Origin of the sequence: Chromobacterium vaccinii (assembly GCF_001855275.1) — a bacterium.
Lineage (GTDB): Bacteria > Pseudomonadota > Gammaproteobacteria > Burkholderiales > Chromobacteriaceae > Chromobacterium > Chromobacterium vaccinii.
On record NZ_CP017707.1, the window covers coordinates 580,877 to 606,831 of the forward strand.

At 56.8% G+C, this 25,955-nt stretch carries 32 protein-coding genes; 23 read left to right on the forward strand and 9 right to left on the reverse strand.

The window, feature by feature from the left end; all coding sequences use genetic code 11:
* Window positions 1–68 precede the first annotated feature (68 nt).
* A complete protein-coding gene (locus BKX93_RS02795; protein WP_144408724.1) occupies window positions 69–302 on the forward strand; it encodes a hypothetical protein in 234 nt (77 codons plus the stop codon).
* A 120-nt stretch (window positions 303–422) separates the two neighbouring features.
* On the opposite strand, the gene BKX93_RS02800 is transcribed toward BKX93_RS02795, so the two are convergent.
* Together BKX93_RS02800 and BKX93_RS25025 are read right to left on the reverse strand one after the other, a co-directional pair.
* Window positions 423–1,025: a DUF2726 domain-containing protein gene (locus BKX93_RS02800; RefSeq protein WP_070978619.1), complete on the reverse strand. Its 603-nt coding sequence runs from the start codon at window positions 1,023–1,025 to the stop codon at window positions 423–425.
* 43 nt (window positions 1,026–1,068) lie between these two features.
* Window positions 1,069–1,368 carry a hypothetical protein gene (locus BKX93_RS25025; protein WP_070978621.1) on the reverse strand — a complete coding sequence of 100 codons (300 nt, stop codon included), beginning with the start codon at window positions 1,366–1,368 and terminating at the stop codon, window positions 1,069–1,071.
* Window positions 1,369–1,836: 468 nt separating this feature from the next.
* Between BKX93_RS25025 and BKX93_RS02810 the strand changes: the two genes are divergently transcribed.
* The 10 genes from BKX93_RS02810 (at window position 1,837) to BKX93_RS02855 (ending at window position 9,487) form a co-directional block, all read left to right on the forward strand.
* Entirely contained in the window at window positions 1,837–2,859 is a 1,023-nt protein-coding gene (locus tag BKX93_RS02810) for a replication initiation factor domain-containing protein (protein WP_186009482.1), read from the forward strand.
* A gap of 70 nt (window positions 2,860–2,929) precedes the next feature.
* Complete coding sequence (locus tag BKX93_RS02815; RefSeq protein WP_070978624.1) at window positions 2,930–3,238, forward strand: hypothetical protein; 309 nt, start codon at window positions 2,930–2,932, stop codon at window positions 3,236–3,238.
* A gap of 232 nt (window positions 3,239–3,470) precedes the next feature.
* Entirely contained in the window at window positions 3,471–3,683 is a 213-nt protein-coding gene (locus BKX93_RS02825; RefSeq protein ID WP_070978628.1) for a major capsid protein, read from the forward strand.
* 1 nt (window position 3,684) lies between these two features.
* Window positions 3,685–4,002, forward strand: coding sequence for a hypothetical protein (locus BKX93_RS02830; protein ID WP_070978630.1), 318 nt, complete (start codon window positions 3,685–3,687; stop codon window positions 4,000–4,002).
* 58 nt (window positions 4,003–4,060) lie between these two features.
* The gene (locus BKX93_RS02835) at window positions 4,061–5,467 is read left to right on the forward strand and encodes a virulence factor TspB C-terminal domain-related protein (RefSeq protein ID WP_070978632.1); all 1,407 of its coding nucleotides are present in this window, start codon (window positions 4,061–4,063) and stop codon (window positions 5,465–5,467) included.
* Complete coding sequence (locus BKX93_RS02840) at window positions 5,467–5,745, forward strand: DUF2523 domain-containing protein (protein WP_021476140.1); 279 nt, start codon at window positions 5,467–5,469, stop codon at window positions 5,743–5,745. The genes BKX93_RS02835 and BKX93_RS02840 overlap by 1 nt, the downstream gene beginning before the upstream one ends.
* Before the next feature lie 4 nt (window positions 5,746–5,749).
* Window positions 5,750–6,916, forward strand: coding sequence for a zonular occludens toxin family protein (locus tag BKX93_RS02845; protein WP_070978634.1), 1,167 nt, complete (start codon window positions 5,750–5,752; stop codon window positions 6,914–6,916).
* Window positions 6,917–7,125: 209 nt separating this feature from the next.
* Complete coding sequence (locus tag BKX93_RS24425) at window positions 7,126–7,644, forward strand: DUF3304 domain-containing protein (RefSeq protein ID WP_145929234.1); 519 nt, start codon at window positions 7,126–7,128, stop codon at window positions 7,642–7,644.
* A 4-nt stretch (window positions 7,645–7,648) separates the two neighbouring features.
* Window positions 7,649–9,202, forward strand: a complete 1,554-nt coding sequence (locus tag BKX93_RS02850) for a T6SS phospholipase effector Tle1-like catalytic domain-containing protein (protein WP_070978635.1) — start codon at window positions 7,649–7,651, stop codon at window positions 9,200–9,202.
* 18 nt (window positions 9,203–9,220) lie between these two features.
* Entirely contained in the window at window positions 9,221–9,487 is a 267-nt protein-coding gene (locus tag BKX93_RS02855; protein ID WP_145929235.1) for a hypothetical protein, read from the forward strand.
* Window positions 9,488–9,683: 196 nt separating this feature from the next.
* Here the strand turns inward: BKX93_RS02855 and BKX93_RS23345 are convergent, their stop codons facing one another.
* The 3 genes from BKX93_RS23345 to BKX93_RS02865 all read right to left on the reverse strand — a co-directional run bounded on the left by BKX93_RS23345 (window position 9,684) and on the right by BKX93_RS02865 (window position 12,166).
* Window positions 9,684–11,123: an ATP-dependent nuclease gene (locus BKX93_RS23345; protein ID WP_222103281.1), complete on the reverse strand. Its 1,440-nt coding sequence runs from the start codon at window positions 11,121–11,123 to the stop codon at window positions 9,684–9,686.
* 79 nt (window positions 11,124–11,202) lie between these two features.
* Complete coding sequence (locus BKX93_RS02860) at window positions 11,203–11,655, reverse strand: hypothetical protein (protein ID WP_145929236.1); 453 nt, start codon at window positions 11,653–11,655, stop codon at window positions 11,203–11,205.
* Window positions 11,656–11,731: 76 nt separating this feature from the next.
* Window positions 11,732–12,166: a helix-turn-helix domain-containing protein gene (locus BKX93_RS02865; RefSeq protein WP_083340416.1), complete on the reverse strand. Its 435-nt coding sequence runs from the start codon at window positions 12,164–12,166 to the stop codon at window positions 11,732–11,734.
* A 110-nt stretch (window positions 12,167–12,276) separates the two neighbouring features.
* Here BKX93_RS02865 and BKX93_RS02870 point away from each other — a divergent pair, with 110 nt between their 5' ends.
* The 10 genes from BKX93_RS02870 (at window position 12,277) to BKX93_RS02915 (ending at window position 20,405) form a co-directional block, all read left to right on the forward strand.
* A complete protein-coding gene (locus BKX93_RS02870) occupies window positions 12,277–12,621 on the forward strand; it encodes a single-stranded DNA-binding protein (protein ID WP_070978643.1) in 345 nt (114 codons plus the stop codon).
* A 2-nt stretch (window positions 12,622–12,623) separates the two neighbouring features.
* Entirely contained in the window at window positions 12,624–12,842 is a 219-nt protein-coding gene (locus BKX93_RS02875; protein ID WP_070978645.1) for a hypothetical protein, read from the forward strand.
* 2 nt (window positions 12,843–12,844) lie between these two features.
* Window positions 12,845–14,617, forward strand: a complete 1,773-nt coding sequence (locus BKX93_RS02880; protein WP_083340417.1) for a replication endonuclease — start codon at window positions 12,845–12,847, stop codon at window positions 14,615–14,617.
* 89 nt (window positions 14,618–14,706) lie between these two features.
* Entirely contained in the window at window positions 14,707–14,919 is a 213-nt protein-coding gene (locus tag BKX93_RS02885; RefSeq protein WP_070978628.1) for a major capsid protein, read from the forward strand.
* A 1-nt stretch (window position 14,920) separates the two neighbouring features.
* Window positions 14,921–15,238 carry a hypothetical protein gene (locus tag BKX93_RS02890; RefSeq protein ID WP_070978648.1) on the forward strand — a complete coding sequence of 106 codons (318 nt, stop codon included), beginning with the start codon at window positions 14,921–14,923 and terminating at the stop codon, window positions 15,236–15,238.
* A 58-nt stretch (window positions 15,239–15,296) separates the two neighbouring features.
* Window positions 15,297–16,697 (forward strand): virulence factor TspB C-terminal domain-related protein, encoded by a 1,401-nt coding sequence (locus BKX93_RS02895; RefSeq protein ID WP_070978650.1) that lies wholly within the window; start codon window positions 15,297–15,299, stop codon window positions 16,695–16,697.
* Window positions 16,697–16,975 carry a DUF2523 domain-containing protein gene (locus tag BKX93_RS02900; RefSeq protein WP_021476140.1) on the forward strand — a complete coding sequence of 93 codons (279 nt, stop codon included), beginning with the start codon at window positions 16,697–16,699 and terminating at the stop codon, window positions 16,973–16,975. The genes BKX93_RS02895 and BKX93_RS02900 overlap by 1 nt, the downstream gene beginning before the upstream one ends.
* Window positions 16,976–16,978: 3 nt before the next feature.
* Window positions 16,979–18,130, forward strand: a complete 1,152-nt coding sequence (locus BKX93_RS02905; protein WP_070978652.1) for a zonular occludens toxin domain-containing protein — start codon at window positions 16,979–16,981, stop codon at window positions 18,128–18,130.
* Window positions 18,131–18,341: 211 nt separating this feature from the next.
* Window positions 18,342–18,860 (forward strand): hypothetical protein, encoded by a 519-nt coding sequence (locus BKX93_RS24430; protein ID WP_145929237.1) that lies wholly within the window; start codon window positions 18,342–18,344, stop codon window positions 18,858–18,860.
* Entirely contained in the window at window positions 18,861–20,405 is a 1,545-nt protein-coding gene (locus tag BKX93_RS02915) for a T6SS phospholipase effector Tle1-like catalytic domain-containing protein (protein WP_070978656.1), read from the forward strand.
* 173 nt (window positions 20,406–20,578) lie between these two features.
* Here BKX93_RS02915 and BKX93_RS23350 read toward each other — a convergent pair whose 3' ends face one another.
* The 3 genes from BKX93_RS23350 to BKX93_RS02935 form a co-directional block, all read right to left on the reverse strand.
* On the reverse strand, window positions 20,579–21,703 hold the full coding sequence (locus BKX93_RS23350; protein ID WP_145929238.1) for a DUF3800 domain-containing protein: 1,125 nt from the start codon (window positions 21,701–21,703) through the stop codon (window positions 20,579–20,581).
* A gap of 70 nt (window positions 21,704–21,773) precedes the next feature.
* Window positions 21,774–22,226: a hypothetical protein gene (locus tag BKX93_RS02925; RefSeq protein ID WP_145929239.1), complete on the reverse strand. Its 453-nt coding sequence runs from the start codon at window positions 22,224–22,226 to the stop codon at window positions 21,774–21,776.
* 243 nt (window positions 22,227–22,469) lie between these two features.
* Window positions 22,470–23,159 (reverse strand): NAD(P)-dependent oxidoreductase, encoded by a 690-nt coding sequence (locus tag BKX93_RS02935; RefSeq protein ID WP_046158224.1) that lies wholly within the window; start codon window positions 23,157–23,159, stop codon window positions 22,470–22,472.
* Window positions 23,160–23,459: 300 nt separating this feature from the next.
* Between BKX93_RS02935 and BKX93_RS02940 the strand changes: the two genes are divergently transcribed.
* Both BKX93_RS02940 and BKX93_RS02945 read left to right on the forward strand, forming a co-directional pair.
* Window positions 23,460–23,795, forward strand: a complete 336-nt coding sequence (locus tag BKX93_RS02940) for a hypothetical protein (protein ID WP_083340418.1) — start codon at window positions 23,460–23,462, stop codon at window positions 23,793–23,795.
* Between the two features lie 15 nt (window positions 23,796–23,810).
* Window positions 23,811–24,749 carry an acyltransferase domain-containing protein gene (locus BKX93_RS02945; protein WP_070978663.1) on the forward strand — a complete coding sequence of 313 codons (939 nt, stop codon included), beginning with the start codon at window positions 23,811–23,813 and terminating at the stop codon, window positions 24,747–24,749.
* A 71-nt stretch (window positions 24,750–24,820) separates the two neighbouring features.
* Here the strand turns inward: BKX93_RS02945 and fabD are convergent, their stop codons facing one another.
* Complete coding sequence (gene fabD / locus BKX93_RS02950) at window positions 24,821–25,951, reverse strand: ACP S-malonyltransferase (protein ID WP_070978664.1); 1,131 nt, start codon at window positions 25,949–25,951, stop codon at window positions 24,821–24,823.
* Between the last annotated feature and the right edge of the window lie 4 nt (window positions 25,952–25,955).

The following is a 25,955-nucleotide window of genomic DNA, read 5'->3' on the forward strand; positions in this document are numbered from 1 at the left end:
TTCCTCGTACATCCCTATGCTTTCGCCAGCGCTAGATTGGAAGTATGTCCTCACAAAAGGTGGGCACCATGCAAGGCTTGATTGTTGATTTCATGGGTGGCGCATCTGACAAGCAGCACCGGGTCGTGGCTGATGAGGCCGAGCTAGATCGGCTAGGGTATCGGGCTTATCTGACTACGCGCGACAAGGCTGGAGAAATTCATACCCTTGCCGTCCCGCTTGCGTGGACTGAAGACGAAGCAAGCTGGGCCATCCTGGAAAAGATGTCCTTCAAGAGCCTGGGCAATCCGGTGATGTGGTGACATTGCCGCAGAGCCGGCGAAGCCGGCCTAGACGGGTGACTGGTATTACCCGTCTTTTTCCCCATTTTGACCAAAATCCGCCCGTTTTTGCCCTGGTTTTGAGTGATTAAAATTCCAATGTCATCTACCAGTATCCCGCTCCACGGCGCGCAGCGGAACCGGGTCACGGCGCGGGGCAGGGGGCTGTAACGTCACGCCTGCCGCCATTGGCTGCGGGCTGGCCATGCCGCGCAGCCTCATGGCGATCCGTGCGATGTCCTCTTGCTTCGCCGGGCCGGCAATCCGCAGCGCCTTCAGTCCAACGCTTTCCACAACGCCATCCCGCGCGCGGTCTTTGTCTTGCTTGCCCTGGTGCGACCGATCATCCAATTCCAAGATGGCCAGCATGGTGAGGTCGTCTTTGCAGATGACGAAATCGGCCACTTTCTGGCTCATGGTCATCCACAGCTTTCTGTTTTCGGACTGCGTGCCGCCTGTCACGTTGAGGATCTGGCTAAAGGCGACTTGCGGGAACACGATGAAGTCTGGCCCCAACTCCTTGACCAGCAGCTTGTAGCAATCAATCTCGCGGCCTGTCAGCAGTTGCTTCCTTTTGAGGAAGAAGCGGCTCTTACTGGCTTGGGCATGGCCTGGGCGGGGCGTTCCTGATGTTTTCTTTAGGGCCAGAACGATGAAGGCGAGAAGGGCCAGAAGCAGCAGGACAAAAACAAGTAGGTAGCTCACGATAGGACTCCGGCAAGGAAAACCTTCATTGTCTACCTTTTTGTCATTGCCAATCCTGGGCGATCCCCGCCTTGACGCCGAACTTTTTCCGAAAATCAGCCCAAATCTCCCGCCGTTCCTCGTTTTTCTCGCGCTCCATCTGAGCGGCTGCAATCACTTCCATCCCGTCAATACCAAGCGTCTTTGCGACCATGATGCACGTGAAGTCATCCATGATTCGCTCGCCCGATCTATAGCTGCAGATGGCTTGTTTGCTGATCTTCAGGGCCGCTGCCGCTTTCGAGTCGTTTTCAACTCCTAGCTTTTCAATCGCGTCCTGTAGGTATTCGATGCTCGGCTTCATGGTGTCAGTACCCCCTTGTGTTGTCCTCATGTGTGGACTTAGCATTGCGCAAAGTCCTCACCCGTGGACTTGAGCATATTACCAATTCTAGCAGGGGAGGAAGATATGGGGCGCAATAGCCATGTGGTTCTTGAGGCGCATGATGTCCGCCGCGAGACAGGCACAGAGCCGCGCTATCGCGCCATATTCGACCCCGACATGCCGATTGCCATGCCGAACATGGCCAAGAAACGCGATCTGCGCTACTGGCTTTCGTTGCCGCGCATTGGCGCATGGGGCGGCGCGGGACGTGATAGCGAGCGCCAGCGAGCAGCACGGCGCGCGCTTCCCCCCACTAGTAACACGGGGGGAAAGTCTGCACCGCAGGCAGAGGCGCAGGACCTCAGCCCGGAACTGCAGCAAATCAGCCTCGTTTTGGAGAATGGCGAGATCAAGCAAGTGATGGTGCGGGCAGGGTGGGGCGATGACTTGGCGCACATCGACCAAGTGTCGTTCACGATCCATGAATCGACCTGTCACGTCATCGCCGGCCACATGATGGTGGCGGATGATGAATACATCCTGACCATGTCACAGAGGCTGTTCCAGATATTCGGCTTCGGCGTCTCCCACAAGCGGCCGAAGGGGATGAACTTCTACCGGGACACCTGGGTGCTCGGCCAGGAAGACGTTTGCTACGGCAATCTGTCCTTCGGCGGCCAGCGCAATACGATGTTGATCCAGCTGACAGCCACCGGCTGCAATGCGGCTAACTCGGGCTGGGAAAAGCGCCTGTACGACTTCCTGCAGCATGAGGCTGAAAATCCGCGCCTGACGCGGGTGGACTGCGCTTACGACGACTTCAACGGCGACTACAACGCCGACGTGATGAATGAAGAGGTGAGGGCGGGCCGATTCAACTGCGGCGGACGCAATCCCTTCGTGGAACGGCACGGCGATTGGGACAACCCGGACGGCTCCGGCCGGACCCTCTACGTCGGCAAACGCAAGAACGGCAAGTTCTGCCGGGGATACGAGAAGGGCAAACAGCTGGGCAGCCCGTCCAGCAACTGGTTCCGCGTCGAGGTCGAGTTCAAGGGCGTGGACCGCATCATTCCGCTGGAGATCCTGCTCAACGCCGGCAGCTATCTGGCCGGAGCCTATCCCGCCTTCGCCCGCTTCAAGGGCATGAAAACCCCGGAACGCATCGAGACCATCATCAAGGGCCAGGAATACAGCCTTGACCATCACTTGCACTATGCGGCGCTGCAGGTGGGGCGGCTGGTGAATTACATGCGAGAGGTGGCGTCCTGGTCGGTGGAATCCATCGTCGAACGCCTCGCCCGGCCCGAAGCCGGCTATCCGCAACGCCTGAAGCTGGCGCACATCAGCTGCGAGCTCGGCAATCAAGACTTCGTCCACGACTACGCCCATGTCGATTACGACACCGACGCCTTTGTCAGGATGGCGCGGGAAGAGTGGCACGCCGGCGCCCGCTTCGCCCACGCCTAACCCATCACCCTCAGCGATTACGGCGGATCGCTGGCAGCAGGGAAGACGCCATCCATAGGAGATTTCCAGCATGCGTTTCCAAACTCAAATGAAGGTCATCGGCGCGAAGCGCTTCAAAGACACGGTAGACGGCACGCTCTACGACAACACCAAGCTGTTCGTCGAGGTGCCGCTCAATGACCAGAACGGCAACGCCGTCGGCACGGCCGCGCAAGAAATGGCCTGGGGCGACTCCGCCAACTTCGAAAAGATCAAGAACTTGCCGTTCCCGTTCCTGGCGATGTGCGAGCTGGAGATGGTGACCAACGGCAAGACCTCCAAGACCGTGATCGTCGGCGTGACGCCCGCCAAGGGCGCAGCCGCGCAAGGGCAGGGCTAACCATGATCGGCCCCGTCTGGGTAGTGCAGGACAAGGACACGGGACAGTTCCTGTGTCCATTGGATGGTGACGTCGGGTTCACCAAGTTTCTGTCGGGCGCGGGTCGATTTGACAACCCCGAATCAGCGATCGACACCGCTCGCTTCATTCTCGGCAATTCGTTTGTGGTGTGTAGTTTTTTCGATGATGTGTCCAAGTGCTACTCGTAGCACGCCAACTCTAGGAGAAAAACATGAAATTCCGTGAAATCGCTCGCCGCTACGGCTCCCGCGCCGCTCTGGCCGCCGCCATGACCACCGTCGCCGCCTCCGCGCTGGCGGAAGTGCCGGAAGAGGTCAAAGCCTCCATCACCAGCGCCGGCAAGGACGCCGCCATCCTGGGCGGCTTGGTGCTGGCGGTGATCGTCGGCATCTTCGGCTTCAAGTGGCTGCGCAAGGCGCTGTGACATGGGCTACAGCGTCGGCACGGCCTGCTATTCGAATCTGGCTGACGCGGCAGACGCCTACTACAGCGCCACCGCGCCGCACCTCTCGGATGACGGCTATTCGGCTTTCGAAAAAACCGGGGCCGGCTGGCAGCTGAACACCTACCAAAACGGCCCGCAACGGGCCGTTTTAACTTCCAGCGTCGGCATTTCGCCCCAACTGCCGGAATGCAACCCGGCCGAACAGGTTCGCGACGGCGTGGCGCTGGGCTGGTTGGTGCTGCTGCCGGCCTTCATCGCCTGGGGCATCGTTGTGCTGAGAAGGACCTTGCAAACATGAGCGTCTACTTCCTGGCGGGCTTCCTGTCCGTAATCCTGGCTGGCTGGGTGATCCTCAAATGACCACCCCGCCCATCCTGTTCCTGGCCGTGCTGCTCGGCCTTCTTGTTCCCCCGGCGCAGGCCGGCGGCTATCAGGTCGGCACCTATTACCGCTACGGCGACCAGATCACCCGCAAGGCCACCACCGCGGCGGATAAAGAACGCCTGTCCGGCACCATCATGAAGGTGTATCTCGACGACCGAAAATCTCTCGGCGTCACGACGCAGATCGCTTACGGCATGGAATCCAATATGATTCAGGGCCGGATGTTCGATCACTACAAAATCCCGGCGAAATCCTTGTCCGAACGCATCGGCCCGGCACTGCGCAAGAACATGCGCGGCGGGCTCGGCGGCATGATCGGCGGCGCGGCGGCCAGCATCGCCATCGATTACGCCATCGAAAAGGGCTGGGAGTGGATGGGCGACGCCCAGGAATGGACCCGGCCCACCAATGCCGGCTCCACCGGCACCGGCAGCGGACGCGATCCTTACCAGGGTTACAACCCCGACTATCCGGTGGCGTGCTGGGATTACCCGAAGGCGAAATCGCTCTCCACCTGCCTGGATCGGTTTTACGACGATCATAAAAACAGCTGCAACCGACAATACTACTTCCCCTCATACGAGACCAAACCCGACGCGGTGGTGGTTTCGATATGCGGCGGCGTCGTGGCCGATCTCCACTTCAAACAGACTGACCCCAGCATTCCCCTCCGCACGCCGGTCCCGCGAAGCAAGGTGAACGACGCCGATGTCGATGCGATGGCCGACGATGTCATTCTGAAGCTGTACAAGCCGCTGATTGAGGCGGTGGCCAAGGATGGCACGATCTTGGAAATGGACGATGCCGGCGAATCCAGCGTCAGCGGCGATCCGGTGACCGGCCCCAAGACCGTCACCGGCTCCAGCACCGAAACCCGCCCCGACGGCTCCACCGTCACCACGCAAACGCAGACGCAAACCACCTACAAGCCCACCGGGGGCGGTCTGATGGGCAAGCCCATCGGCTTCGAGCAAACTACCACCTCGACCACCACGGTCAACAGCTGCACCGGGGCCGGCAGCTGCTCAACGTCCACCTCGACCAGCACCACCAACAAGCCCGCGCCGGAACCCTCCGCCCCGGAAAAGACCGATTGCGAGAAATTCCCGGACTCCATCGGCTGCAGCAAGTGGGGCGATCCGCCTACCGTGCCGATCCCGGAGGAAAAGCGGGAAGTCTCGTTCTCCCCGAAAAGCTTCTCCATGCCGGCAACCTGTCCGCCGAATTACGAATTCACGCTGTCGAACGGCCAGCATTTCTCGTACTCATTCGAATGGTTCTGCAAGTACGCCAGCGCCATCCGGACCTTGATCATCCTGGCCGCGCTCATCAGCGCCTACTTCATCATCTTCAGCGCCAGAAAGGGGGAGGGTAGCTAATGGCCACCATGAGTTCGTTCCTGGTCGGCATGGTCAAGCCCATCATCGGCCAGATACTGGTCAGCCTGGGCCTGTCCGTCGTCACCTACACCGGCATTCAACTGATCGTCGATCAGCTCAATCAGGCGATACAAGCCAATCTCAGCGGCATTCCGTCCATCGCAGCCAATCTGCTGGGCCTCGCCGGCCTGGGCGAAGCGCTGGGCATTGTCATCGGCGCGTTTGCCTTCCGCCTGTCCATGAACGTGTTCAAACGCATCGAATTCAAACGGAGCTAGAGCCATGCTGACGCTGATTACCGGAGAGCCAGGGGCGGGCAAGACCGCGCTGGCCGTATCGCTGCTGATGGAAGAGGTCGGCAACCGGCCGCTGTTCGTGATGGGCATCCCCGAGCTGAAGATTGCCCACGAACCGACGCCGCCCATTGCCGAGTGGACCAAGCTACAGCCGCTGCCAGAGGACCCGAGCCTGTTCCGCCCCGTCTTCACCTTCCCGCCGAACGCCATCATCGTCATCGACGAAGCGCAGAACGTCTACCGGCCGCGCTCGGCCGCCTCCCGCGTGCCGGACATCGTCGCCGCGTTCGAGACCCACCGCCATACCGGCGTCGACTTCTGGTTGATCACCCAGGGGCCGCACCTGATCGACTCCAATATCAAATCGCTGATCGGGCGCCATCTGCATATCCGCAATATGGCGCTCGGCCGCCAGCTGTATGAATGGTCGGAATGCGGCGACCCCAAGTCCAAGGCCTCGCGCGACGTTGCCGCCCGCCGACGCTACAAGCTGCCCAAGAAAGCGTTCGAGCAATACAAGAGCGCCAGCTTGCACCTGAAGCAAAGCAAGAGCATCCCTGGTTACGTCTGGCTGCTGGGCGCTGCCCTGGTGACCGTGCTCGCCCTGGGCTGGCTGTCGTTCCGCTCCATCAGCAGCAAGATGGACCCGGACGCCGGCAAGCCGGCTCCCGCCGCCCAGGCCTCGCCCGATGCCGCGCCACCGCTGCCACAGCCCGCGACTGCGCCACAACCCGCGACTGCGCCACAACCCGCCGTGACCGCCGCCAGTCTGTTTGAAGCGGAAAACCCCCGACTAGCCGGACGGCCCGAAACCGCGCCGGCGTATGACCAGATGCGCCAGGTCAGGCAGATGCCGCAAGCGGTGGCCTTCATCGCCAATCGCCACACCTGCCACGCCTACACCCAACAAGGCACGCGGATTCAAATGTCGGAAGTGCAATGCCGAGAAGAGATGAACGCCCCGCGCTTCAATCCTTATATAGAGGTGAACAGGGACGCCCCCGCGCCCGTGGCCAAGATCGAGCCCACGCCGGCGCAGAAAGAGCAGGGCGGCAACATCCAGATGCTGGGCGACAGCTCGCACAAGCCGAACATGTTTGATCGCCATCGTCAGGATTCGCCGGCAGAGAAGCGCCAGGATAGCCATTCATAAAGGGGAGGGGGTAGAGATGGAATTCTATTTGTGGCTCGCATGCTTCGTGATTGCAGCCGTCGGCGTGCCGGTGCTGCTCGTCTACTTGATCAAGAATGTGCGGTAGCTGAGTAGCCAAAACCCATTCACCATTCACAAAAGGACAGGTGCACGAATGCGGCATTGTGGTATGGTGCTAGCTTGCTTATAACTGCCGCAACTATAAGACAATGAAACAAATCTCCTCCCCCCTGGCCAGCATATTGCTGGCCTTTGTCTTGACCTCCTGCGCCACCACCAATGCAGCGGAATCCAATGATCCTTACCTGAGGAATGGCATTGGCTTAAGCGTCTATTCTGCGAACTATGTTAATCGGGCAGTGTTCTTCCGTTTGGATGATGGGGTCAATGGAGGAGGAGCCCCGACGGCCGCAAAAGATGGAAAGCCAGGCACGGGCGGTTCTATGTGTTGTTTCAACATAACCGACCTGAAGAAGCCGGTGAAGGTTGAATTGAATTGGGATGCCGTTACCGAGCCGCTTGTAATGGGCCCTAATCATCGATACATAGAGGGAAAGGTTTTAATTCCTCCTGAGAAAAAAGTGGTAACTGTAAGTCTTCCTCAGCGCCTGCCGCGCATTATTCCGAATGATCACATAAACAGTGAAGATGTGATGTGCGTAGTAATCAGAGGCCTTGAAAAGGTTGAATTGAAGTACGCTGACAAATACGACTGCGGGGATAAATAAATAAATGACTCTCAGGCAGGCGGGAAAATATATTGAAGATGATGAATTAGCAATTGCTCACAAGACTGCAAAAATGGCAAGGCTGTCTTGTGAGCTCGGCGGTAAAACTTGGAAAGAGAAAATTGAATGCAAGTTCTTTCCGAAGTTCACCATCTTTTTTGATGGCACAATGAACAATATGAATACCTCGCCAGATAATAAGTCCAATGTGGCCCGCTTGTTCTTGGCCGCCTATGACGACAGAGGCAAAGAATACTATCCCCGCTATATAACCGGGGTTGGCACCTTATATGAACCCAAGGACAATCCCGAAGTTGGCGTAGATAAAGGCGGCAATATGGGTGCCGGCTTCGGCAAGGGTGGCGATATGCGCCTGAAGGACGCCATCCTTTTTATTGAGAAGACATTAGGCAAAAATTACACAACGGCCATTGCGCATATCAAAATGCTCCGGGTGGATGTCATTGGTTTCTCGCGCGGGGCAACACTTGCCCGAGCATTCGTAAACAAGCTACTCAACGAGAAATCCGGAACAGATTCGAATGGCCGGCTGGTTTACAAGCTCGACTACTACGGCATGACTGTTCCCTTGGAAATCGGCTTCCTCGGCCTGTTTGATACTGTGGCCTCGGTGGGCGGGCCGCAGCTGCACGCGGATTGGGCCAAAGACTTGCGAGTGCCGTCCGCTGTAAAGCGCTGCGTCCATCTCGTTGCCGCGCATGAAGTCCGTAAAGCCTTCCCGTTGGATTCCATCGAATACAAAAACAACTATCCCGACAATAGTGAAGAAGTTATCTATCCCGGCGTGCATTCTGATGTAGGCGGCGGCTATTATCCGAACGAACAAGGCCGCAGTCTGGAATACACCAAAATACCTCTGCGGGAGATGTATTTAGAGGCGCTAAAAGCCGGTGTAGGACTGCAATCGTTTGATGAAATGTCAAAAAGCCGTAGAAGCGAGTTCACCCCGATCGATCAAGACGATCTCGTTAATAAGTATCATCAATATATGGAATATGTGAGAGGTCCGTCCGACAATCTGGTCGCGGCAGTGCTAGCGCATCGCCCTGTATTCTTTAGATGGCATGCGGATGTGGAGCGTAGCAAGAATCAAACTAGGCTGTTTGCCGGGCTAGCCGCTGAAGCCGACTGCTCCGCGTGCTTATCCGCTCCTGCGGAACGCATTAAGGTCGAGAAAAATGAAAAGCTGTGGGCGAGCCGCAAGCTGAAGGATGCGACAGGGCAGGGCAAAGAGTTGGTTACAGAGCATAAGCGTCTTGTAAATCGCATTCCTTTCATCAAAGACCCTTATGAGCGCGTAGGCAATGAAAACGTCGATCGGCCAAGGACAGATTATGAGGAACTCATATACAGTGCCTGGACTAATCCGAATCCGTTGCCTAAATACATTAGCGAGTTCTTTGAAGAGTATGTGCATGATTCCGTCGCCGCATTTGATAGCTGGCCATGCGCGCTATATGATCCACGGAAAATATTCATGCATGAAGATACCGTAATGGCTCAGATAGCAAGACCTGAGACAGATGCAATTGCCTAGGTCGCACTATACAGAGCGATGAAACCTGCTTTGACACTGGCGGCGCTTGCCGCCCTGGCTGGATGCTCCTCGCCCGACACAGATGCAACCGTGACTCGAGATACCGCAGTCTATGCGGCGATCAATGATGCGCGCGACAAGCCTGCGTTCACGGGCAAATCGGGGACTGCCTGCAAAGTAGGGGAGACTGTCTACGGTAAGGTGGACGCCTACACCGAGGTAATTTGCGGGGATAGAAAAGGGTGGGTGCTGGATGCAGAAAATCTGAAGGTCACGAAACCCTAACGTCTTGTCTTTGCCATCAGTCGCGCCATCGAGCGCGCTAGACGCCTTGCTGGGTGTCAATGACCGGCTCGGGAGACCGCATTCTTTGCGGCGGCCGGTCATTGATGCCCCCACTAACTGAAATACCCTGCCGGACAGCCGTCCGGGGTGATGGCAAAGCCAATCATCCCCGGAGCGGATGCTCCCGGCGAGGGGGTTAGTTACTAACTGCCTTTATGAGACTTTGAACTCGAGTGGCTAGTTCTTGGCAATACTCTTGGTTTGTTCTGACCCACAAAGTCAAAAATGCACCTCGAACTATCGGCTCTGAAATAAAGCCAATTTTTATGCCAAGCTGATTGTATAGAAGATGAGGATCTCTGTTGGTTCGTATTATCTCTTCAATACTTCTGCGGACTGACTCCTGCGCTTCCGGAGCCCGTTGACACGAAACAGTAAGGACAGCCAAAATTTCATCCAACTTCCCACGTATACTTTCAAACACAGTCAATTCGGGCTGCGTACCTGGGAGGCGGATAATGCCCGCATCTTTATCTTCGTGCTGCGATGAGTCACCATCTATAACGCATAGCGACTTAAAGGTGACAGCAGGGTTTGTTGAGTGGCTGCGATGTGTAGCTACTGCATTTCCATCCCCATGAACTGCATGCACCTCTATCTGATCATAATCAGCAGCCAGTTTTTCTCTAAGGATAGTATCAACCCACGCCTTGGCAAATTCATCCTCCACAAAAATAGCAAGTTTTTTATCAACCCGGCCTGAAACTGCCCTCAGTGCCTCTACAGATAACCTTCCTTGCCTGAGCCTACCATCAATGCATGCCCAAATAGCTTCATCAGGCAGTACTGAAAGGGCGTAGTCGCTATGCGTGGTAAAAATTGCTTGAATAGATTTCCTCTCTGCAACCTCGATAAGATACTCAACCATTCTCCGAGTTGCTACCGGGTGAAGTCCATTCTCAATTTCCTCAATTAGAATTAAACTATTTTCTGGAGCTTGCTCTATGCGGGTAATCATTCTAATAATAGAGGACTCACCAGCACCAAAGTGAAACTCAGAATAGTTGTTGTGACCTGTTTTTCCTACAAAAAAGGTATCATCAAATCCGTACTGGGTTACTCGGTAATCTGCTACCGATTTCCCTAAAACATGTTCAACCTGAGTTGCCACCTCTCCATTTAGTTGCTTAAGAGGTAGCTTGTGAATATAAGTTGATCGCGCGAGTGCTTTATATCTAGTTTTCTCACCGGCAGGGACTGTTCGCTCAATGCCAAAAAAGAGAACCTCTCTATCTACAACATCACCGCGCACCCATTTTGCCTGCCTGAAGTTTGATGTTCGTCGGATTAGCTGCCTAGGATTGAGCCGCTTATCAATTAAATCGTACTCAACTCTCCAGCCACCCATTGACTCATCCCCAACCGCACTTTTTGGGAAAAAGGTTCCTGGCTTAACGGGCTTATATGCACATCCGGCAGCTCCAAGGACGGCTGATTTCCCACTACCATTGGGACCAATAAGTGCCGTGACAGGAAAATCAAATGTGATGTCTTCGCCTGAGAATCCTCTAATACGAACGATACTGGCTTTAAATAGATACTTGCCATAATCATGACCACGGACTTTGTCAAGCAAACGAATTCTCGTCGAGTTTCGAATTTCACTGTGCGACATAGGCCCCCCTAGGTTGTGATGCCTTTGTCATTCTAGGGTATTAGTTACTTTCAGGTGGAAAAATCTGATTGATCAGCCAGCCGGCGCGAGCCTGCTGGTGGCAATTCGACTGATAGAAATCACGCTCGGTCATCAGACGTTCAATCAGCTCGACTTGCTGCTTCACCAGCCGACTCAAGCGCCGATACTCCGGCAACATGGCGATTTCGTCGTAGGGGATGCGAACGCCGGTTGCCGGACACTCGAGGGCCTCGCCGTAACGGCTGAGGCGGAAACCCCAGAACGGGCCGAACTGCTTGCCCAGGGTCGTATCAGCGCGATGATTCAGCCACAGAAAGACCGCCTTCGGCACCGGCTCGCGTCCACGTCGCCAGTAGGCCAGTTGTTGCGCGCTGACGCCGAGTTCGGCGGCCATTTCCTCAATGTCACCAAAACAGAGCGCCCGGTAGAGGTCGTCCGGGCGGCAATGGAAGTTAGCAAACGGCCTAGTCATGATGCAGAAACCGACGCGAGGTAAGAGACCTGTGTCAGTTTCTGCTGAGTGTTGCGTAGGAGCGACATGACTCGTGTCACCAGTAAGCGTCTGGTTTGCTTACAAATGGCACGTACAAGATTTGACATAATATAGAAATGTCATGGGCGTTGCGCTCAACATATGCCGAATTAGCCATTGCTTTATCCGGAGTGAGGCTCCCCAGTGCCAGGGCTAGGCTTAGTCCGACGATCCCCACCTTGGCGTCGAACTTTTTCCGAAAATCCGCCCAAATCTCCCGCCGTTCCTCGTCTTTCTCTCGTTCCATTTGCGCTGCCGCGATGATTTCCATGCCGTCGATGCCAAGAATTTTGGCAACCATGATGCATGTAAATTCATCCATCGTTCGCTCGCCATTCAGATACCGGCTTAAGGCTGTCGGGGTGATTTTGAGCACTTTCGCGGCCTTTGCTTGGCTATCTTCGCCAATCTTTTCCATTGCTTCTTTCAGATAGTCGGTGCTTAGACGCATGTCAGTCCCCCGTTGAGCATTACCAGTTGGTCATGCTAGCCTATTTTTGCCATGACCAGCTGGTCATGATTCGTGATTTTCGTTACCAATTCTAGCAGGGGAGTCCCGACATGATCGTCATCGAAGTAGAGCGCGCCGACGTGCAAGAGCGCACCGGAACCCGCGATAACGGCCAGCCTTGGAAAATCCGCAACCAGGTCGTTTACGCCCATCTGTTCGATCCCGATACCAGCAGCCTCAAGCGCTACCCGACGGAAGTAAAGCTGCGCCTGCCGGATGATCAAAAGCCCTACCAGCCGGGCTTCTACATGCTGTCCCCGACATCGATCTATTCGGACCGTTACGACTCTCTGGCCGTGGACGCCCAGCTGGTCGCAGTGGAGGAGTGCACCAAGCTCATCGGCCAAGCTGTCACCCAGCGCGTTCCGGCCCCGGGTAAGGACAAGGCGGCCTAACCATGAACTTCGCGCCCAATCTGCCCGAGCTGATGCCGCATAGCCCCCGTTTTTGGGACTGGAACCGCGTCCATTTCAATCAGCTGACGGCTTCCGAAAAGGTCGAGCTCGACAAGCTGGGCGCGCAGTTCTTCAACGAGTACACGCCCGAACAGCTGGCCATCTATCGCACACCCAAGGGCCTGACCTTCCTGACCCCCATGGAATTCGTGGAGTTGTAACCGTGAACATCCATTCGCTTTTGATCCCGAACCGCGCCTACCTCAAGCCGCACCTGAAGGGCTTGCCGTCGGCGCTGACGGATACCATCAGCGATGAATGGCTTGCCCGGCTGGCGCAACCCGCGACGCCGGCATCCTGGCTGCGCAGCCCCGAGGCTAACGCGTGGCTGAACCTGACGACAGAGGCGATCCGGGAAATCGGCATGCCTCGCCGTCTGCTCCTGGACGAGGACTCCATCCATGAAAAGGCGAAGGCACTTGCTCGGCGTGCGACTTGGTTGCGGCGGTGTGGCGCTTCTCTTGCTGATGTCGAAGCGCTGGCCGGACTCTACCATCTTCACCTACCGGACTGGACACGACAGCCGCACACAGAAGAAAGCGTATGGAGTCGCGCCGCTGACCCATCATTCTGGCGTCGCCAGATTAGGACGGCTCACGCTCGTCTTGCGGAGCGAGGAGCCCGACTTGCCGGACGTGTGCATAATCGCGCCGGGCTATACGCCTCAGACGACGCCGTAAAGCGCAAGCGCGCCCGCAAGCGCCGCAACAATGAATTGCTGTCCACGCTTCTTGTCGTCAACGAGCTGGGACAAGAATTCAGTCTTGCCGATCTGGCGGCGGTGTCGCCGTCGAACCCCATCATCCGCCGCGCCGAACTGATGGTCCGTCTGCGCGGCTTCGAGACCTACGCGAAAGAGCAGGGCCACGCCTGCGACTTCTACACGCTGACTTGCCCAGGAGCTTACCATGCGCGGCTTTCCAAGTCTGGCGCGCCGAACCCCAACTATGACCCCAAGGTTGGCCCGCGCGAGGCGCAAGCCCATCTGCAACGGGTCTGGTCCCGCGCCCGCGCCAAGCTCCACCGCAAGGACATCCGCGTGTACGGCTTCCGCGTGGCCGAACCGCATCACGACGGCACGCCGCATTGGCACATGGTGCTGTTCTTCGATGAAGCCGAACGCAAGGAAATCCGCCGCATCCTGCGCCACTACGCCTTGCAAATAGATCCGCTGGAGAAGGGCGCATGGCGTCGCCGCTGCACCTTCAAGCGCATCGACATGGTGCGCGGCTCCGCCTGCGGCTATGTCGCCAAATACATATCCAAGAACGTGGACGGCCGCGCCGCTTCCGGCCAGGACCTGCCGGACTTTGACGGCGAGTCGAGCCCATCCAATCCGGCCCGCTTCTGCGAAACCGCGCTCCGGGTCGAAGCCTGGGCAGGGTGGGGCATTCGCCAGTTCCAGCAAATCGGCTGCGTGCCGGTCACGGTCTGGCGAGAGCTGCGCCGGCTGGACCCCGACGAAGTGCGCGCCGAACTGGCGCCCTTGGCGCATGCCGCCGATGCCAGCGACTGGGCGGAATACGTCCGGCTCCAGGGCGGGGCGCAAATCTCCCGCAAAGACCTGCGGTGCCGGCCATACCGTGAAGCCGTCACGAATCGCTATGGCGAGGAATCCGCCATCGTGCGCGGCGTCGAGCTCAGCCTCGGCCAGCATCCCGCTTTGGATGTTCCGATGACCGACATCACGATTTCGCGCGTACACACATGGACGTTGACGACACAGACAGGCGCAGCCGACGGCCATGTGACGCGAGCGCAGCGAGAGGCATATGGCGGCGCAAGCCGCCCTTGGACTCGTGTCAATAACTGTACGCGATCCGAAATCCGGATAGCCAGCCGGACCGCATTCCGGGACGGACTGCTAGATGAACAGGACTCCAGCGCTGACTTTGATGGCTCCTCTCCGCCATCGGATTCACCCTGGATTCACTAACTGAATTCGATTGGCCACGCCAATTCGATGTGCACCGTGCTACCTCGTAGCACATCCCGCGCTCAGCGCGTAATCGTAAGGAGAACAACATGAAATTCCGTGAAATCGCTCGCCGCTACGGCTCCCGCGCCGCCTTGGCCGCCGCTATGACCACCGTCGCCGCCTCCGCGCTGGCGGAAGTGCCGGAAGAGGTCAAAGCCTCCATCACCAGCGCCGGCAAGGACGCCGCCATCCTGGGCGGCTTGGTGCTGGCGGTGATCGTCGGCATCTTCGGCTTCAAGTGGCTGCGCAAGGCGCTGTGACATGGGCTACAGCGTCGGCACGGCCTGCTATTCGAATCTGGCTGACGCGGCAGACGCCTACTACAGCGCCACCGCGCCGCGCCTCTCGGATACCGGTTATAGCGCCTTTGAAAAAACCGGGGCCGGCTGGCAGCTGAACACCTACCAAAACGGCCCGCAACGGGCCGTTTTAACCTCCAGCATTTCCATCTCGCCCCAGCTGCCGGAATGCAACCCGGCCGAACAGGTTCGCGACGGCGTGGCGCTGGGCTGGTTGGTGCTGCTGCCGGCCTTCATCGCCTGGGGCATCGTTGTCTTGCGCAGGACTTTGCAAACATGAGCGTCTACTTCCTGGCGGGCTTTCTGTCCGTAATCCTGGCGGGCTGGGTGATCCTCAAATGACCACCCCGCCCATCCTGTTCCTGGCCGTGCTGCTCGGCCTTCTCGTTCCCCCGGCGCAGGCCGGCGGCTATCAGGTCGGCACCTATTACCGCTACGGCGACCAGATCACCCGCAAGGCCACCACCGCGGCGGATAAAGAACGCCTGTCCGGCACCATCATGAAAGTCTATCTGGACGACCGAAAATCCCTCGGCGTCACGACGCAGATCGCTTACGGCATGGAATCCAATATGATTCAGGGCCGGATGTTCGATCACTACAAAATCCCGGCGAAATCGCTGTCCGAACGCATCGGCCCGGCGTTGCGCAAGAACATGCGCGGCGGGCTCGGCGGCATGATCGGCGGCGCGGCGGCCAGCATCGCCATTGATTACGCCATCGAGAAGGGCTGGGAATGGATGGGCGACGCCCAGGAATGGACCCGGCCCACCAATGCCGGCTCCACCGGCACGGGCAGCGGGCGCGACCCGTACCAGGGCTACAACCCCGACTATCCGGTGGCCTGCTGGGATTACCCGAAGGCGAAATCGCTCTCCACCTGCCTGGATCGGTTTTACGACGATCATAAAAACAGCTGCAACCGACAATACTACTTCCCCTCATACGAGACCAAACCCGACGCGGTGGTGGTTTCGATATGCGGCGGCGTCGTGGCCGATCTCCACTTCAAACAGACTGACCCCAGCATTCCCCTCCGCACGCCGGTGCCGCGAAGCAAGGTGAACGACGCCGATGTCGATGCGATGGCCGATGACGTCATTCTGAAGCTGTACAAGCCGCTGATTGAAGCGGTGGCCAAGGATGGCACGATCTTGGAAATGGACGATGCCGGCGAATCCAGCGTCAGCGGCGATCCGGTGACCGGCCCCAAGACCGTAATCGGCTCCAGCACCGAAACCCGCCCCGACGGCTCCACCGTCACCACGCAAACGCAGACGCAAACCACCTACAAGCCCACCGGGGGCGGTCTGATGGGCAAGCCCATCGGCTTCGAGCAAAGCACCACCTCGACCACCACGGTCAACAGCTGCACCGGGGCCGGCAGCTGCTCAACGTCCACCTCGACCAGCACCACCAACAAGCCGCCACCGTCAGAGCCTCAGCAAACCGACTGCGACAAGTACCCCGACTCCATCGGCTGCAGCAAGTGGGGCGACCCGCCTACCGTGCCGATCCCAGAGGAAAAGCGGGAAGTCTCGTTCTCCCCGAAAGCCTTCTCCATGCCGGCGACCTGTCCGCCGAACTACGAATTCACGCTGTCGAACGGCCAGCACTTCTCGTACTCGTTCGAATGGTTCTGCAAGTTCGCCACCGCCATTCGCGCGCTGATCCTCCTGGCCGCCGTCATCGTCGCGTACTTCATCATCTTCGGTGCCAGAAAGGGGGAGGGTAGCTAATGGCCACCATGAGTTCGTTCCTGGTCGGCATGGTCAAGCCCATCATCGGCCAGATCCTGGTCAGCCTGGGGCTGTCCGTCGTCACCTACACCGGCATTCAACTGATCGTCGATCAGCTCAATCAGGCGATACAAGCCAATCTCAGCGGCATTCCGTCCATCGCCGCCAATCTGCTCGGCCTCGCCGGCCTGGGCGAAGCGCTGGGCATCGTCATTGGCGCGTTCGCCTTCCGCCTGTCCATGAACGTCTTCAAACGCATCGAATTCAAACGGAGTTGATCCATGCTGACGCTGATTACCGGAGAGCCCGGGGCGGGCAAGACCGCGCTGGCCGTCTCCTTATTAATGGAAGAGGTCGGCAACCGGCCGCTGTTCGTGATGGGCATTCCCGAGCTGAAGATCACCCACCAGCCGACGCCGCCGATTGCCGAATGGACGGAACAGGTTGCGCTGCCGGAAGACCCGACGCTCACGCGCCCGGTGTTCACCTTCCCGCCGAACGCCATCATCGTCATCGACGAAGCGCAGAACGTCTACCGGCCGCGCTCGGCCGCGTCCAAGGTGCCGGACATCGTCGCCGCGTTCGAAACGCACCGCCATACCGGCGTCGATTTCTGGTTGATCACCCAGGGGCCGCACCTGATCGACTCCAATATCAAATCGCTGATCGGGCGCCATCTGCACATCCGCAATATGGCGCTCGGCCGCCAGCTCTACGAATGGTCGGAATGCGGCGACCCCAAGTCCAAGGCCTCGCGCGACGTTGCCGCCCGCCGACGCTACAAGCTGCCCAAGAAAGCGTTCGAGCAATACAAGTCGGCCTCGCTGCACCTGAAGCAAAGCAAGAGCATTCCCGGCTATGTCTGGCTGCTGGGCGCTGCCCTGGTGACCGTGCTTGCCCTCGGCTGGCTGTCGTTTCGCTCCATCAGCGACAAGATGGACCCGGACGCCGGCAAGCCGGCTCCCGCCAACGCCCAGGCCTCGCCCGATGCCGCGCCAGCACTGCCACAGCCCGCCGCTGCGCCACAACCGGCCGTGACCGCCGCCAGCCTGTTTGAAGCGGAAAACCCACGCCTAGCAGGTCGCCCCGAAACCGCGCCGGCGTATGACCAGATGCGCCAGGTCAGGCAGATGCCGCAAGCCGTCGCCTTCATCGCCAATCGTCACACCTGCCATGCCTACACCCAACAGGGAACGCGGATTCAGATGACGGAAGCGCAATGCCGGGAAGAAATGAACGCCCCGCGCTTCAATCCTTATACAGAGGTGAATAGGGAAGCCCCCGCGCCCGTGGCCAAGATCGAGCCCACGCCAGCGCAAAAAGAGCAGGGCAGCGGCATTCAGATGCTGGGCGACAGCTCGCACAAGCCGAACATGTTTGATCGACATCGCCAGGATTCGCCGGTAGAGAAGCGCCAGGACAGCCATTCATAAAGGGGAGGGGATAAGGATGGAATTCTATTTGTGGATTGCCTGCTTCGTGATTGCCGCCGTCGGCGTGCCGGTGCTGCTCGTGTACTTGATCAAGAATGTGCGGTAGCGGCCCAGCCGGACCATCCGTTTATCATTCACAAAAGGACAGGTGCACGAATGCGGCATTGTGGTATGGTGCTAGCTTGCTTATAACTGCCGCAACTATAAGACAATGAAACAAATCTCCTCCCCCCTGGCCAGCATATTGCTGGCCTTTGTCTTGACCTCCTGCGCCGCCACCAATGCAGCGGAATCCAATGATCCCTACTTGAAAAAGGGAATCAACCTAGATAACGCTGCCCTAAACTATGTCGAGCGGGGTGTTTTTTTTCGTTTAGATGATGGCCATAATGGCGGAGGCTTAGCAGATGCCGCCAAAGGCGGAAAACCTGGAACGGCTGGCTCTTCGTGCTGTTTCAATATAGTAGATTTAAAAAAGCCAGTGAAGGTTGAGCTGAGATGGAGTCGAATTACTGAGCCGCTCGTAATGGGGAAGGATGGTAACTATATCGAGGGTAAAGTCCTAACTCCCGCAGTCACGAAAGAAGTAACCGTTAATCTTCCTAAGCGCTTACCTCGCATCATTCCCAATGACTACAAGAACAGCGAGGACGTGATGTGTCTAGTAATCAAAGGGCTCGAGGATGTAGAGCTCAAATACTCTAAGAGCTATGATTGCGAGGATAGGTAAATGGGACTCAGGCAGGCTGGGGGATATATTGAGGACAAGGAACTAGATGAAGCCCATGCTTCGGCACGAATAGCAAGACTCAAGCGCGAAGCACCCACCATCGGAAAAGTAGAGTGTAAATTTTATCCGAAATTTACCATTTTTTTTGATGGAACAATGAATAATTTAAATAACTCGCCCGACAACAAATCCAACGTTGCGCGGCTATTCTTGTCCGCCTACAGGGACCGGGGAACAGAGTTCTATCCTCGATATATCACTGGCGTAGGAACTGAATACGCCCCTAAGGACAATCCAGAAGTAGGTGTGGACAAAGGCGGCAACATGGGTGCTGGCTTTGGCTCAGGCGGAGAGATGCGCTTAAAAGATGCCATCCTCTATATTGAAAAAACGCTTGGCAAGAACTACACAACAGCAATATCGCATATCAAAATGCTCCGGGTGGATGTAATAGGTTTCTCGCGTGGGGCAACACTTGCCCGAGCATTCGTAAACAAGCTGCTCAATGAGAAATCCGGAACAGATTCGAATGGCCGACTGGTTTACAAACTCGACTACTACGGCATGACTGTTCCCTTGGAAATCGGCTTCCTCGGCCTGTTTGATACTGTGGCTTCGGTGGGTGGGCCGCAGTTGCACGCGGACTGGGCCAAAGACTTGCGCGTGCCGTCCGCTGTAAAGCGCTGCGTCCATCTCGTTGCCGCGCATGAAGTCCGTAAAGCCTTCCCGTTGGATTCCATCGAATACAAAAACAACTATCCCGACAATAGTGAAGAAGTTGTCTATCCCGGCGTGCATTCCGATGTAGGCGGCGGCTATTACCCGAACGAACAAGGCCGCAGTCTGGAATACACCAAAATACCTCTGCGCGAAATGTACTTAGAGGCATTGAAAGCTGGCGTCGGCTTGAAATCCATTCCCGAAATGGACGCAGACTTATCGCCAGAATTTCGCCCTCAGGACAAAAATATATTAGTCGAAAAATATAAAGCTTACATGGACTATGTTAAGGCTCCTGCCAATAACCTAGTCGAAGCAGTGCAAGGGCATCGACCTGTATTCTTCAGGTGGCACGCGGATGTAGAACGGAGTGGCGATAAGACTAGATTGTTTACTGGCTTGGCAAAAGAGGCTGACTGTTCCGCATGCTTATCAGCCCCTGCGGAACGCATCAAGGTCGAGAAGAATGAAAAAATGTGGGCTAGTCGTAAGATGAAGGATGCGACAGGGCAGGGCAAAGAGTTAGTCACAGAGCACAAGCGCCTTGTAAATCGTATTCCGTTCATTAAGGACCCTTATGAGCGTGTGGGCAGTGAAACAGTAGGTCGGCCAAGAAACGACTACGAGGAGCTAATTTATAGCGCTTGGATCGATCCCAAGCCATTGCCCAGCTACATCAGCGAGTTCTTTGAAGAGTACGTTCACGACTCCGTCGCCGCGTTCGATAGTTGGCCATGCGCGCTATATGATCCACGGAAAATATTCATGCATAGAGATACCGTCCTGGCTCAGCGGACAAACCCGGAAACAGATGCAATCGCTTAATCGCGCCATCGGGCGCGCCAGTCACGCTTCAGGGTGTCAATGACCGGCTCGGGAGACCGCATTCTTTGCGGCGGCCGGTCATTGATGCCCCCACCAGCTGAAATACCCTCCGGACAGCCGTCCGGGGTGATGGCAAAGCCAATCATCCCCGGATGGATGCTCCCGGCGAGGGATTAGATTTTAAATAGCGCCGACACATCCAAGCCAGGAACATCTTCAGTTTCCAAGGCAATGTTTAGCGTATTTATAATGGCAGCTGCCATTTCATCCTTATGGCCACGCTCCTCCGGGAAATTTAATTTCCTATGAACGGCTCCAGCCACGACATCCGCAAGTTGAATTAATGGACTTTTTTGCGAAGGAATCGTTCTAACTTCAGCAATAGTTAATTGATCGCCATATCTGTGCCGAATGCTTTGATTTGCATTATTTTTTATCTCTTCCAATGCAATAGCATCCAGCGATTGTTCTTCATCAAGCGTCACATCAACTTCCCTGGGCAGGGTTATTCTGTTTTGTGCCACCTCATGCTCAGCTCCCTTTACAAGCATATACTCATGCAGCTTCGCCACAACGTCTTCGATGCTTCTTCTGGTTCGAGCTCGCTGAACAGCGATTACTTTAAAACTTAAAAATTCACTGTTGCTGGCGATTACATTCAAATACTCTAGCAATGGCTCCATATCCCTATTGCCAAATTTGGCAAAATGAATTTCTCTCTTCGCCCAAAGGGAGTTTTCTTTCCATTTTTTTATGGCATCTGCAATCTTAAAAGTTGCTCTACCACCCAGAACCCAAACAGATGCAACAATTACAAAGTCATGCGTTTTTCCAGTCTCGTCTGAAAAAATGCTTATTACGTTTTTAGGAGCGGGATTTGAAATTACCGCATCAAGCATCGCCTCTTCATTTTTCTTCCGAAACCTTGAGACTGCTTGACTTGCTGGAAATAATCCATACTCGTTTTGTATTTTTGCTCGCGCGCGCACGATATAATGCAACCGTTCGAGCTTGAATAGGTCCTGCGGCAAAATCCCAGCTGGATTATATATCTCCGGCTGAAAGGTTTCCCAATATTTAATCGTCAAAGTAATGTCACTATTTCGTGCATCTGGGTACAAATTCAATATTCCGGCAACTCTAGTTATTTGATGACTGTAATTGCAACCTGCCACATTGTTGAGCAACTCCTTTTTTTCTCTTTCTATTTTTATTTGCTTGGCAATAGCTGGATCATCTGCCGCCTCACCTACACCATCTTCAGGGTTATCGATTGCATCTTGGTCAGCATCTAACATTAGTCAGCCTCCTGTGGGGTTGCGGAGTAGTGTGGCAAGCATCTTGGAATGACTTCGTCATTCTAAGATATCAATCCCCATCAGTCGGAAATATCTGATTGATCAGCCAGCCGGCGCGGGCCTGTTGGTGACAGTTCGACTGGTAGAAGTCGCGCTCGGTCATCAGGCGTTCAATCAGCTCGGCTTGCTGCTTCACCAGCCGACTCAAGCGCCGATACTCCGGCAACATGGCGATTTCGTCGTAGGGGATGCGAACGCCGGTTGCCGGACACTCCAGGGCTTCGCCGTAACGGCTGAGGCGGAAACCCCAGAACGGACCAAACTGCTTGCCCAGGGTCGTATCAGAGCGATGGTTCAGCCACAGAAAGACCGCCTTCGGCACGGGTTCACGGCCACGACGCCAGTAGGCCAGTTGTTGCGCGCTGACGCCGAGTTCGGCGGCCATTTCCTCAATGTCACCAAAACAAAGCGCCCGGTAGAGGTCATCCGGGCGGCAATGGAAGTTAGCAAACGGCCTAGTCATGATGCAGAAACCGACGCGAGGTAAGAGACCTGTGTCAGTTTCTGCTGAGTGTTGCGTAGGAGCGACATGAATCGTGTCACCAGCATTTTTGCTGTTTGCTTGAAAATCCGCTCCATACAAGATTTGACATAATATAGATTATGCGAATCAATGAGAGGCAGGATGTCGTCGAGTCCGATGGCAAAATTCGTATCCACGAACAGACTGTACGGGGCTGGCATGGCGGGTTACCGGCTGTTTTGACTAAGTTGCCGACGCAGCTGTCAGAGCGGACGGCGTCTGGCAGCCCACAATAGCCGGCGCTTGCTGGATTAGCTCATCATTGCTCAGCGCTTCCACCATGAACATCGCGAAGTCAACTCGACGCGTGATGTTGCTGGCCAGAATGGCGTCGCCCACGTGCTGGCTCCAAACCGGCAAGCCCTGGCTTGCGCCCTCTTCTAGATTGCTTCCTCGAACCACGGTCCAACGCGTATTACTGGAAAATATGCGCCGGAACGCTTCAACTTGGTCATTGATTTCGCCGATGCGAAGCACTCTCATCAGCCAGCCGCCGATGAGGACCGCAGCTCTGATGGACAAGGGATAGACGTCGCGCCCATCACGCGTGATGTGCCAGCCGCATGAAAAAACCAGCCGTGCGCGTGGCGGTGCGAAATCAAGAACAGCCTGAGCGGTTCCCGTGGAGTATTTTTGCATGCCCCATGGCACCAGTACGGTCAGGACTCCATCGCACCCTGCCACAGCCTGTTCCACTACGCGCCGATCATCCGTCGCGCCAGGAAGAATCGCAATTCGATCCTTGAAACGCTCCAGCTTCCCGACGCTTGCCGCGCGGCAGACTGCGACGACCTCGTATCCGCGGTCCAGCGCATGCTGGACCATGTATTGCCCGAGCTTGCCAGATGCTCCGATGATGCAAATTTTCTTCATAGCCTTACCCGCCAATTTGAACGTGAAACATTGCGTTCTGCTACTCAAAATACTTCGCCGCAAGTTAAGAGACGATTGGATCCTGTCTCGAATCTAACTCGGACCTGAAACAGATAGGACGGTTCCAGCGAAGCGCCGCGCAACGACGCGAAACGTTGCGGCTTCGCTTTGCCATGCATTCATTCATCTGTCCGCCTGCAAGCGGAAACGAATTTGCTAGAGTCTGCCGCAAGCGCGAGTGCTCAGCGCGGCCATGCCGTTTTGAATAATTGTTTCTCCAGCACTTCGAAAGGACGAGCCATGCATACGCCCACCACTTCGGTTCGTTACCGCATTTACGGCGCCAGCCCTGCCCGGGAATGCACCTTGCTGATCGATTACGTCCCCGCCTCGTCGGATCTGGATAAGATCGCCCTGCTCCGCCACATTCAGCTGGCGGCAGATGAACCGCTGCGTAGTTGGCCGGCGCGAGATGCCCTGCAAACAGATGACTTGTTTGAAATCGAATGCGTAAGCGGCCAACAGGCCGCATTGCGCGCGGTCGAGTTCTGGCGCGCCTATTTCCGGGCATTGGGCGAACCGGTGATTGAGTCTGGCCACCTGCCTCCGATGGACGCTGTTCGCGAACCGGCTTGATTTGGGTGGGCGTCGATGATCACGATATTCATGTTTTCGGGACAGGGATCGCAATATTTTCAGATGGGCCTGGAGTTGTTTGGCTCAAACCCGGAATTCCGCAGTTGGATGGAAACGCTGGACTGCCAAGTCAGGGAGCGAACCGGCGCATCGGCGTTGGAAGCGATCTACTCTCGCGGCAAGAACGAGACGTTCGACCATATTCCGCATACCCATCCAGCGATCTTCATGCTGGAGTACGCGCTGGCTCAGTGCCTGCAAAGCGAGGGGCTGCATCCGGACCTGACGCTTGGGGCCAGCATGGGGTCGTTCGCCGCCGCCGCGGTTGCCGGCTTTGTTTCTGTTGAGGATGCGCTGGATGCGGTAATCAGCCAGGCAGGCGCTTTCCACGATAGCGCCATGCCCGGCGGCATGCTGGCAGTCCTTGCTCCGATGGACAAAACGGTCGGTCGCCTGGATGGACTGCAATGGGAGCTGGCGGCCGATAATTTCGACGGCCACTTCGCCTTATCGGCTCCCGCGGCGCAATTGACGGAAATCGAAGCCAGGCTGCGCAGCCTGGACATCGCTCATCAACGGCTTCCAGTGCGCCACGCCTACCATTCGCGCTGGATAGACGACGCGCGGGACGATTTTCTGCGGCGCACCTCGCATCTATCTTTCAAAGGAGGCGCGCTGCCGCTGATCTGTTGTGAGCAAGCCGACCCGTTGCGGCGTCTGCCGGCCGACTTTTTCTGGCGCGCAGTGCGCAACCCCATCCGCTTGCGCGAAACCATCGCGCGGTTGGAACGCGATGGCGGCTGTCGCTATATCGATGTCGGTCCGTCCGGCACCATGGCCACATTCGCTAAATATCTGCTGCGAAAAGATGGCGGCTCCAGCGCGCATGCCATCCTGACCCCTTACGGACGCGACCTGAACAACTTGGCTCGTTTGCGCGAAACCATGGTCTGACCCGCTGGTTTCAACGCATGAGAAGCCGCGGTGAACCTCACCGCGGCTTCTCTATCCGCGCCAACGCCGGATCACGCCGGCGACACTTCGTCGAGATCGAAATAGCCGTTGTAACCCTTCATATAAACTGCCGCGCGGTGACCGAACAACACCATGGCTTCGGTGCGAGTCTCCAGTTCCGGATAGCCTTCCATCGAGGTTTTCACCTTGCTGCCGATCGGATGTCCACGATTCCAGGCGGCGACTTTGTCGGCTGCGCTCTCCGTGGCCTGCCCGGAGGCGGACTGCTCCGCTTGAGCCGCCTCCTCGGCTGGCTTCTCCGCAGCCTGGCCGGTGGAAGCCGGCATCTGCTGTTTGATGCCGTAAACCAACCGGGTCAGCACGTCGCCGGCGCCCATTTCCTCGAATGCCGCGTCTTGGCCGCGCTCCGCGGCCGTTTCCAGCAGGTACTGGATGCTTTCGGACCAACGCACCGTGCTGGCGATCTGCCGCGACAGCGTGTCGGCGATCTTCTTGTCCTCGTAGGGACGAGCCGAGTAATTGGCGATCACCGGAATCTGCGGCTTGGCGAACTTGAACTGCTTCAAGAATTTAGAGAACGCCTCCTTCGCCGGCAGCATGAAGCGGGTATGGAAGGCGCCGCTGGTATTGAGCGGGTAATAACGCATCTTGCCGCGTTGGAACAACTGCTCGGCCCGGGCGATCTCGTCAGCCTGGCCGGAGATGACGATTTGCGAGGGGGTATTGTAGTTGGCGATGAATACGTTGGAGAGCCCGTTCTCGGCCAGCGCGCTTTCAATCTCCTCCTTGCCTGCGTTGACGATGGCGGCCATCGCGCCGTTGCTCACTTCGCCCATCAGCTCGCCGCGCTTCTGCACCAGTTTGAGCCCGGTTTCGAAGTCGTAGCACCCTGCCGCCATCAGTGCGTTGAATTCGCCCAGGCTGTGGCCGGCCAGAAAGTCCGGCTTGCCGCTTCCCTCTTCCAGCTTGCGGAAATAGCTCAGCGCATTGACCACGTACAGCGCCGGCTGGGTGAAGCGGGTCTGATTCAGCTCGCCGCGCGGGTCGTCGATGCACAGTTCGCGCAGCGAATAACCCAAAATGCCATCGGCCTTGTCCGCCAGGTCCTTGAAACCGTCGAACAAATCGCCGCCCATGCCCTTGTACTGAGAGCCCTGGCCGGGAAACATGAACACTTTCATCCTA

What these genes read in the sequence shown, in the direction of transcription:
- BKX93_RS02850 (WP_070978635.1), top strand. Translation starts at nt 7,649, where the DNA reads ATGACTCTCAGGCAGGCGGGAAAATATATTGAAGATGATGAATTAGCA.
- BKX93_RS24425 (WP_145929234.1), top strand. Translation starts at nt 7,126, where the DNA reads ATGAAACAAATCTCCTCCCCCCTGGCCAGCATATTGCTGGCCTTTGTC.
- BKX93_RS24430 (WP_145929237.1), top strand. Translation starts at nt 18,342, where the DNA reads ATGAAACAAATCTCCTCCCCCCTGGCCAGCATATTGCTGGCCTTTGTC.
- BKX93_RS02855 (WP_145929235.1), top strand. Translation starts at nt 9,221, where the DNA reads ATGAAACCTGCTTTGACACTGGCGGCGCTTGCCGCCCTGGCTGGATGC.
- BKX93_RS02900 (WP_021476140.1), top strand. Translation starts at nt 16,697, where the DNA reads ATGGCCACCATGAGTTCGTTCCTGGTCGGCATGGTCAAGCCCATCATC.
- BKX93_RS02845 (WP_070978634.1), top strand. Translation starts at nt 5,750, where the DNA reads ATGCTGACGCTGATTACCGGAGAGCCAGGGGCGGGCAAGACCGCGCTG.
- BKX93_RS02860 (WP_145929236.1), bottom strand. Translation starts at nt 11,655, where the DNA reads ATGACTAGGCCGTTTGCTAACTTCCATTGCCGCCCGGACGACCTCTAC.
- BKX93_RS02905 (WP_070978652.1), top strand. Translation starts at nt 16,979, where the DNA reads ATGCTGACGCTGATTACCGGAGAGCCCGGGGCGGGCAAGACCGCGCTG.
- BKX93_RS02925 (WP_145929239.1), bottom strand. Translation starts at nt 22,226, where the DNA reads ATGACTAGGCCGTTTGCTAACTTCCATTGCCGCCCGGATGACCTCTAC.
- BKX93_RS02875 (WP_070978645.1), top strand. Translation starts at nt 12,624, where the DNA reads ATGAACTTCGCGCCCAATCTGCCCGAGCTGATGCCGCATAGCCCCCGT.
- BKX93_RS02890 (WP_070978648.1), top strand. Translation starts at nt 14,921, where the DNA reads ATGGGCTACAGCGTCGGCACGGCCTGCTATTCGAATCTGGCTGACGCG.
- BKX93_RS02865 (WP_083340416.1), bottom strand. Translation starts at nt 12,166, where the DNA reads ATGCGTCTAAGCACCGACTATCTGAAAGAAGCAATGGAAAAGATTGGC.
- BKX93_RS02935 (WP_046158224.1), bottom strand. Translation starts at nt 23,159, where the DNA reads ATGAAGAAAATTTGCATCATCGGAGCATCTGGCAAGCTCGGGCAATAC.
- BKX93_RS02835 (WP_070978632.1), top strand. Translation starts at nt 4,061, where the DNA reads ATGACCACCCCGCCCATCCTGTTCCTGGCCGTGCTGCTCGGCCTTCTT.
- BKX93_RS02945 (WP_070978663.1), top strand. Translation starts at nt 23,811, where the DNA reads ATGATCACGATATTCATGTTTTCGGGACAGGGATCGCAATATTTTCAG.
- BKX93_RS23350 (WP_145929238.1), bottom strand. Translation starts at nt 21,703, where the DNA reads ATGTTAGATGCTGACCAAGATGCAATCGATAACCCTGAAGATGGTGTA.
- BKX93_RS25025 (WP_070978621.1), bottom strand. Translation starts at nt 1,368, where the DNA reads ATGAAGCCGAGCATCGAATACCTACAGGACGCGATTGAAAAGCTAGGA.
- BKX93_RS02870 (WP_070978643.1), top strand. Translation starts at nt 12,277, where the DNA reads ATGATCGTCATCGAAGTAGAGCGCGCCGACGTGCAAGAGCGCACCGGA.
- BKX93_RS02885 (WP_070978628.1), top strand. Translation starts at nt 14,707, where the DNA reads ATGAAATTCCGTGAAATCGCTCGCCGCTACGGCTCCCGCGCCGCCTTG.
- BKX93_RS02825 (WP_070978628.1), top strand. Translation starts at nt 3,471, where the DNA reads ATGAAATTCCGTGAAATCGCTCGCCGCTACGGCTCCCGCGCCGCTCTG.
- BKX93_RS02840 (WP_021476140.1), top strand. Translation starts at nt 5,467, where the DNA reads ATGGCCACCATGAGTTCGTTCCTGGTCGGCATGGTCAAGCCCATCATC.
- fabD (WP_070978664.1), bottom strand. Translation starts at nt 25,951, where the DNA reads ATGAAAGTGTTCATGTTTCCCGGCCAGGGCTCTCAGTACAAGGGCATG.
- BKX93_RS02915 (WP_070978656.1), top strand. Translation starts at nt 18,861, where the DNA reads ATGGGACTCAGGCAGGCTGGGGGATATATTGAGGACAAGGAACTAGAT.
- BKX93_RS02940 (WP_083340418.1), top strand. Translation starts at nt 23,460, where the DNA reads ATGCATACGCCCACCACTTCGGTTCGTTACCGCATTTACGGCGCCAGC.
- BKX93_RS02815 (WP_070978624.1), top strand. Translation starts at nt 2,930, where the DNA reads ATGCGTTTCCAAACTCAAATGAAGGTCATCGGCGCGAAGCGCTTCAAA.
- BKX93_RS02895 (WP_070978650.1), top strand. Translation starts at nt 15,297, where the DNA reads ATGACCACCCCGCCCATCCTGTTCCTGGCCGTGCTGCTCGGCCTTCTC.
- BKX93_RS02830 (WP_070978630.1), top strand. Translation starts at nt 3,685, where the DNA reads ATGGGCTACAGCGTCGGCACGGCCTGCTATTCGAATCTGGCTGACGCG.
- BKX93_RS02795 (WP_144408724.1), top strand. Translation starts at nt 69, where the DNA reads ATGCAAGGCTTGATTGTTGATTTCATGGGTGGCGCATCTGACAAGCAG.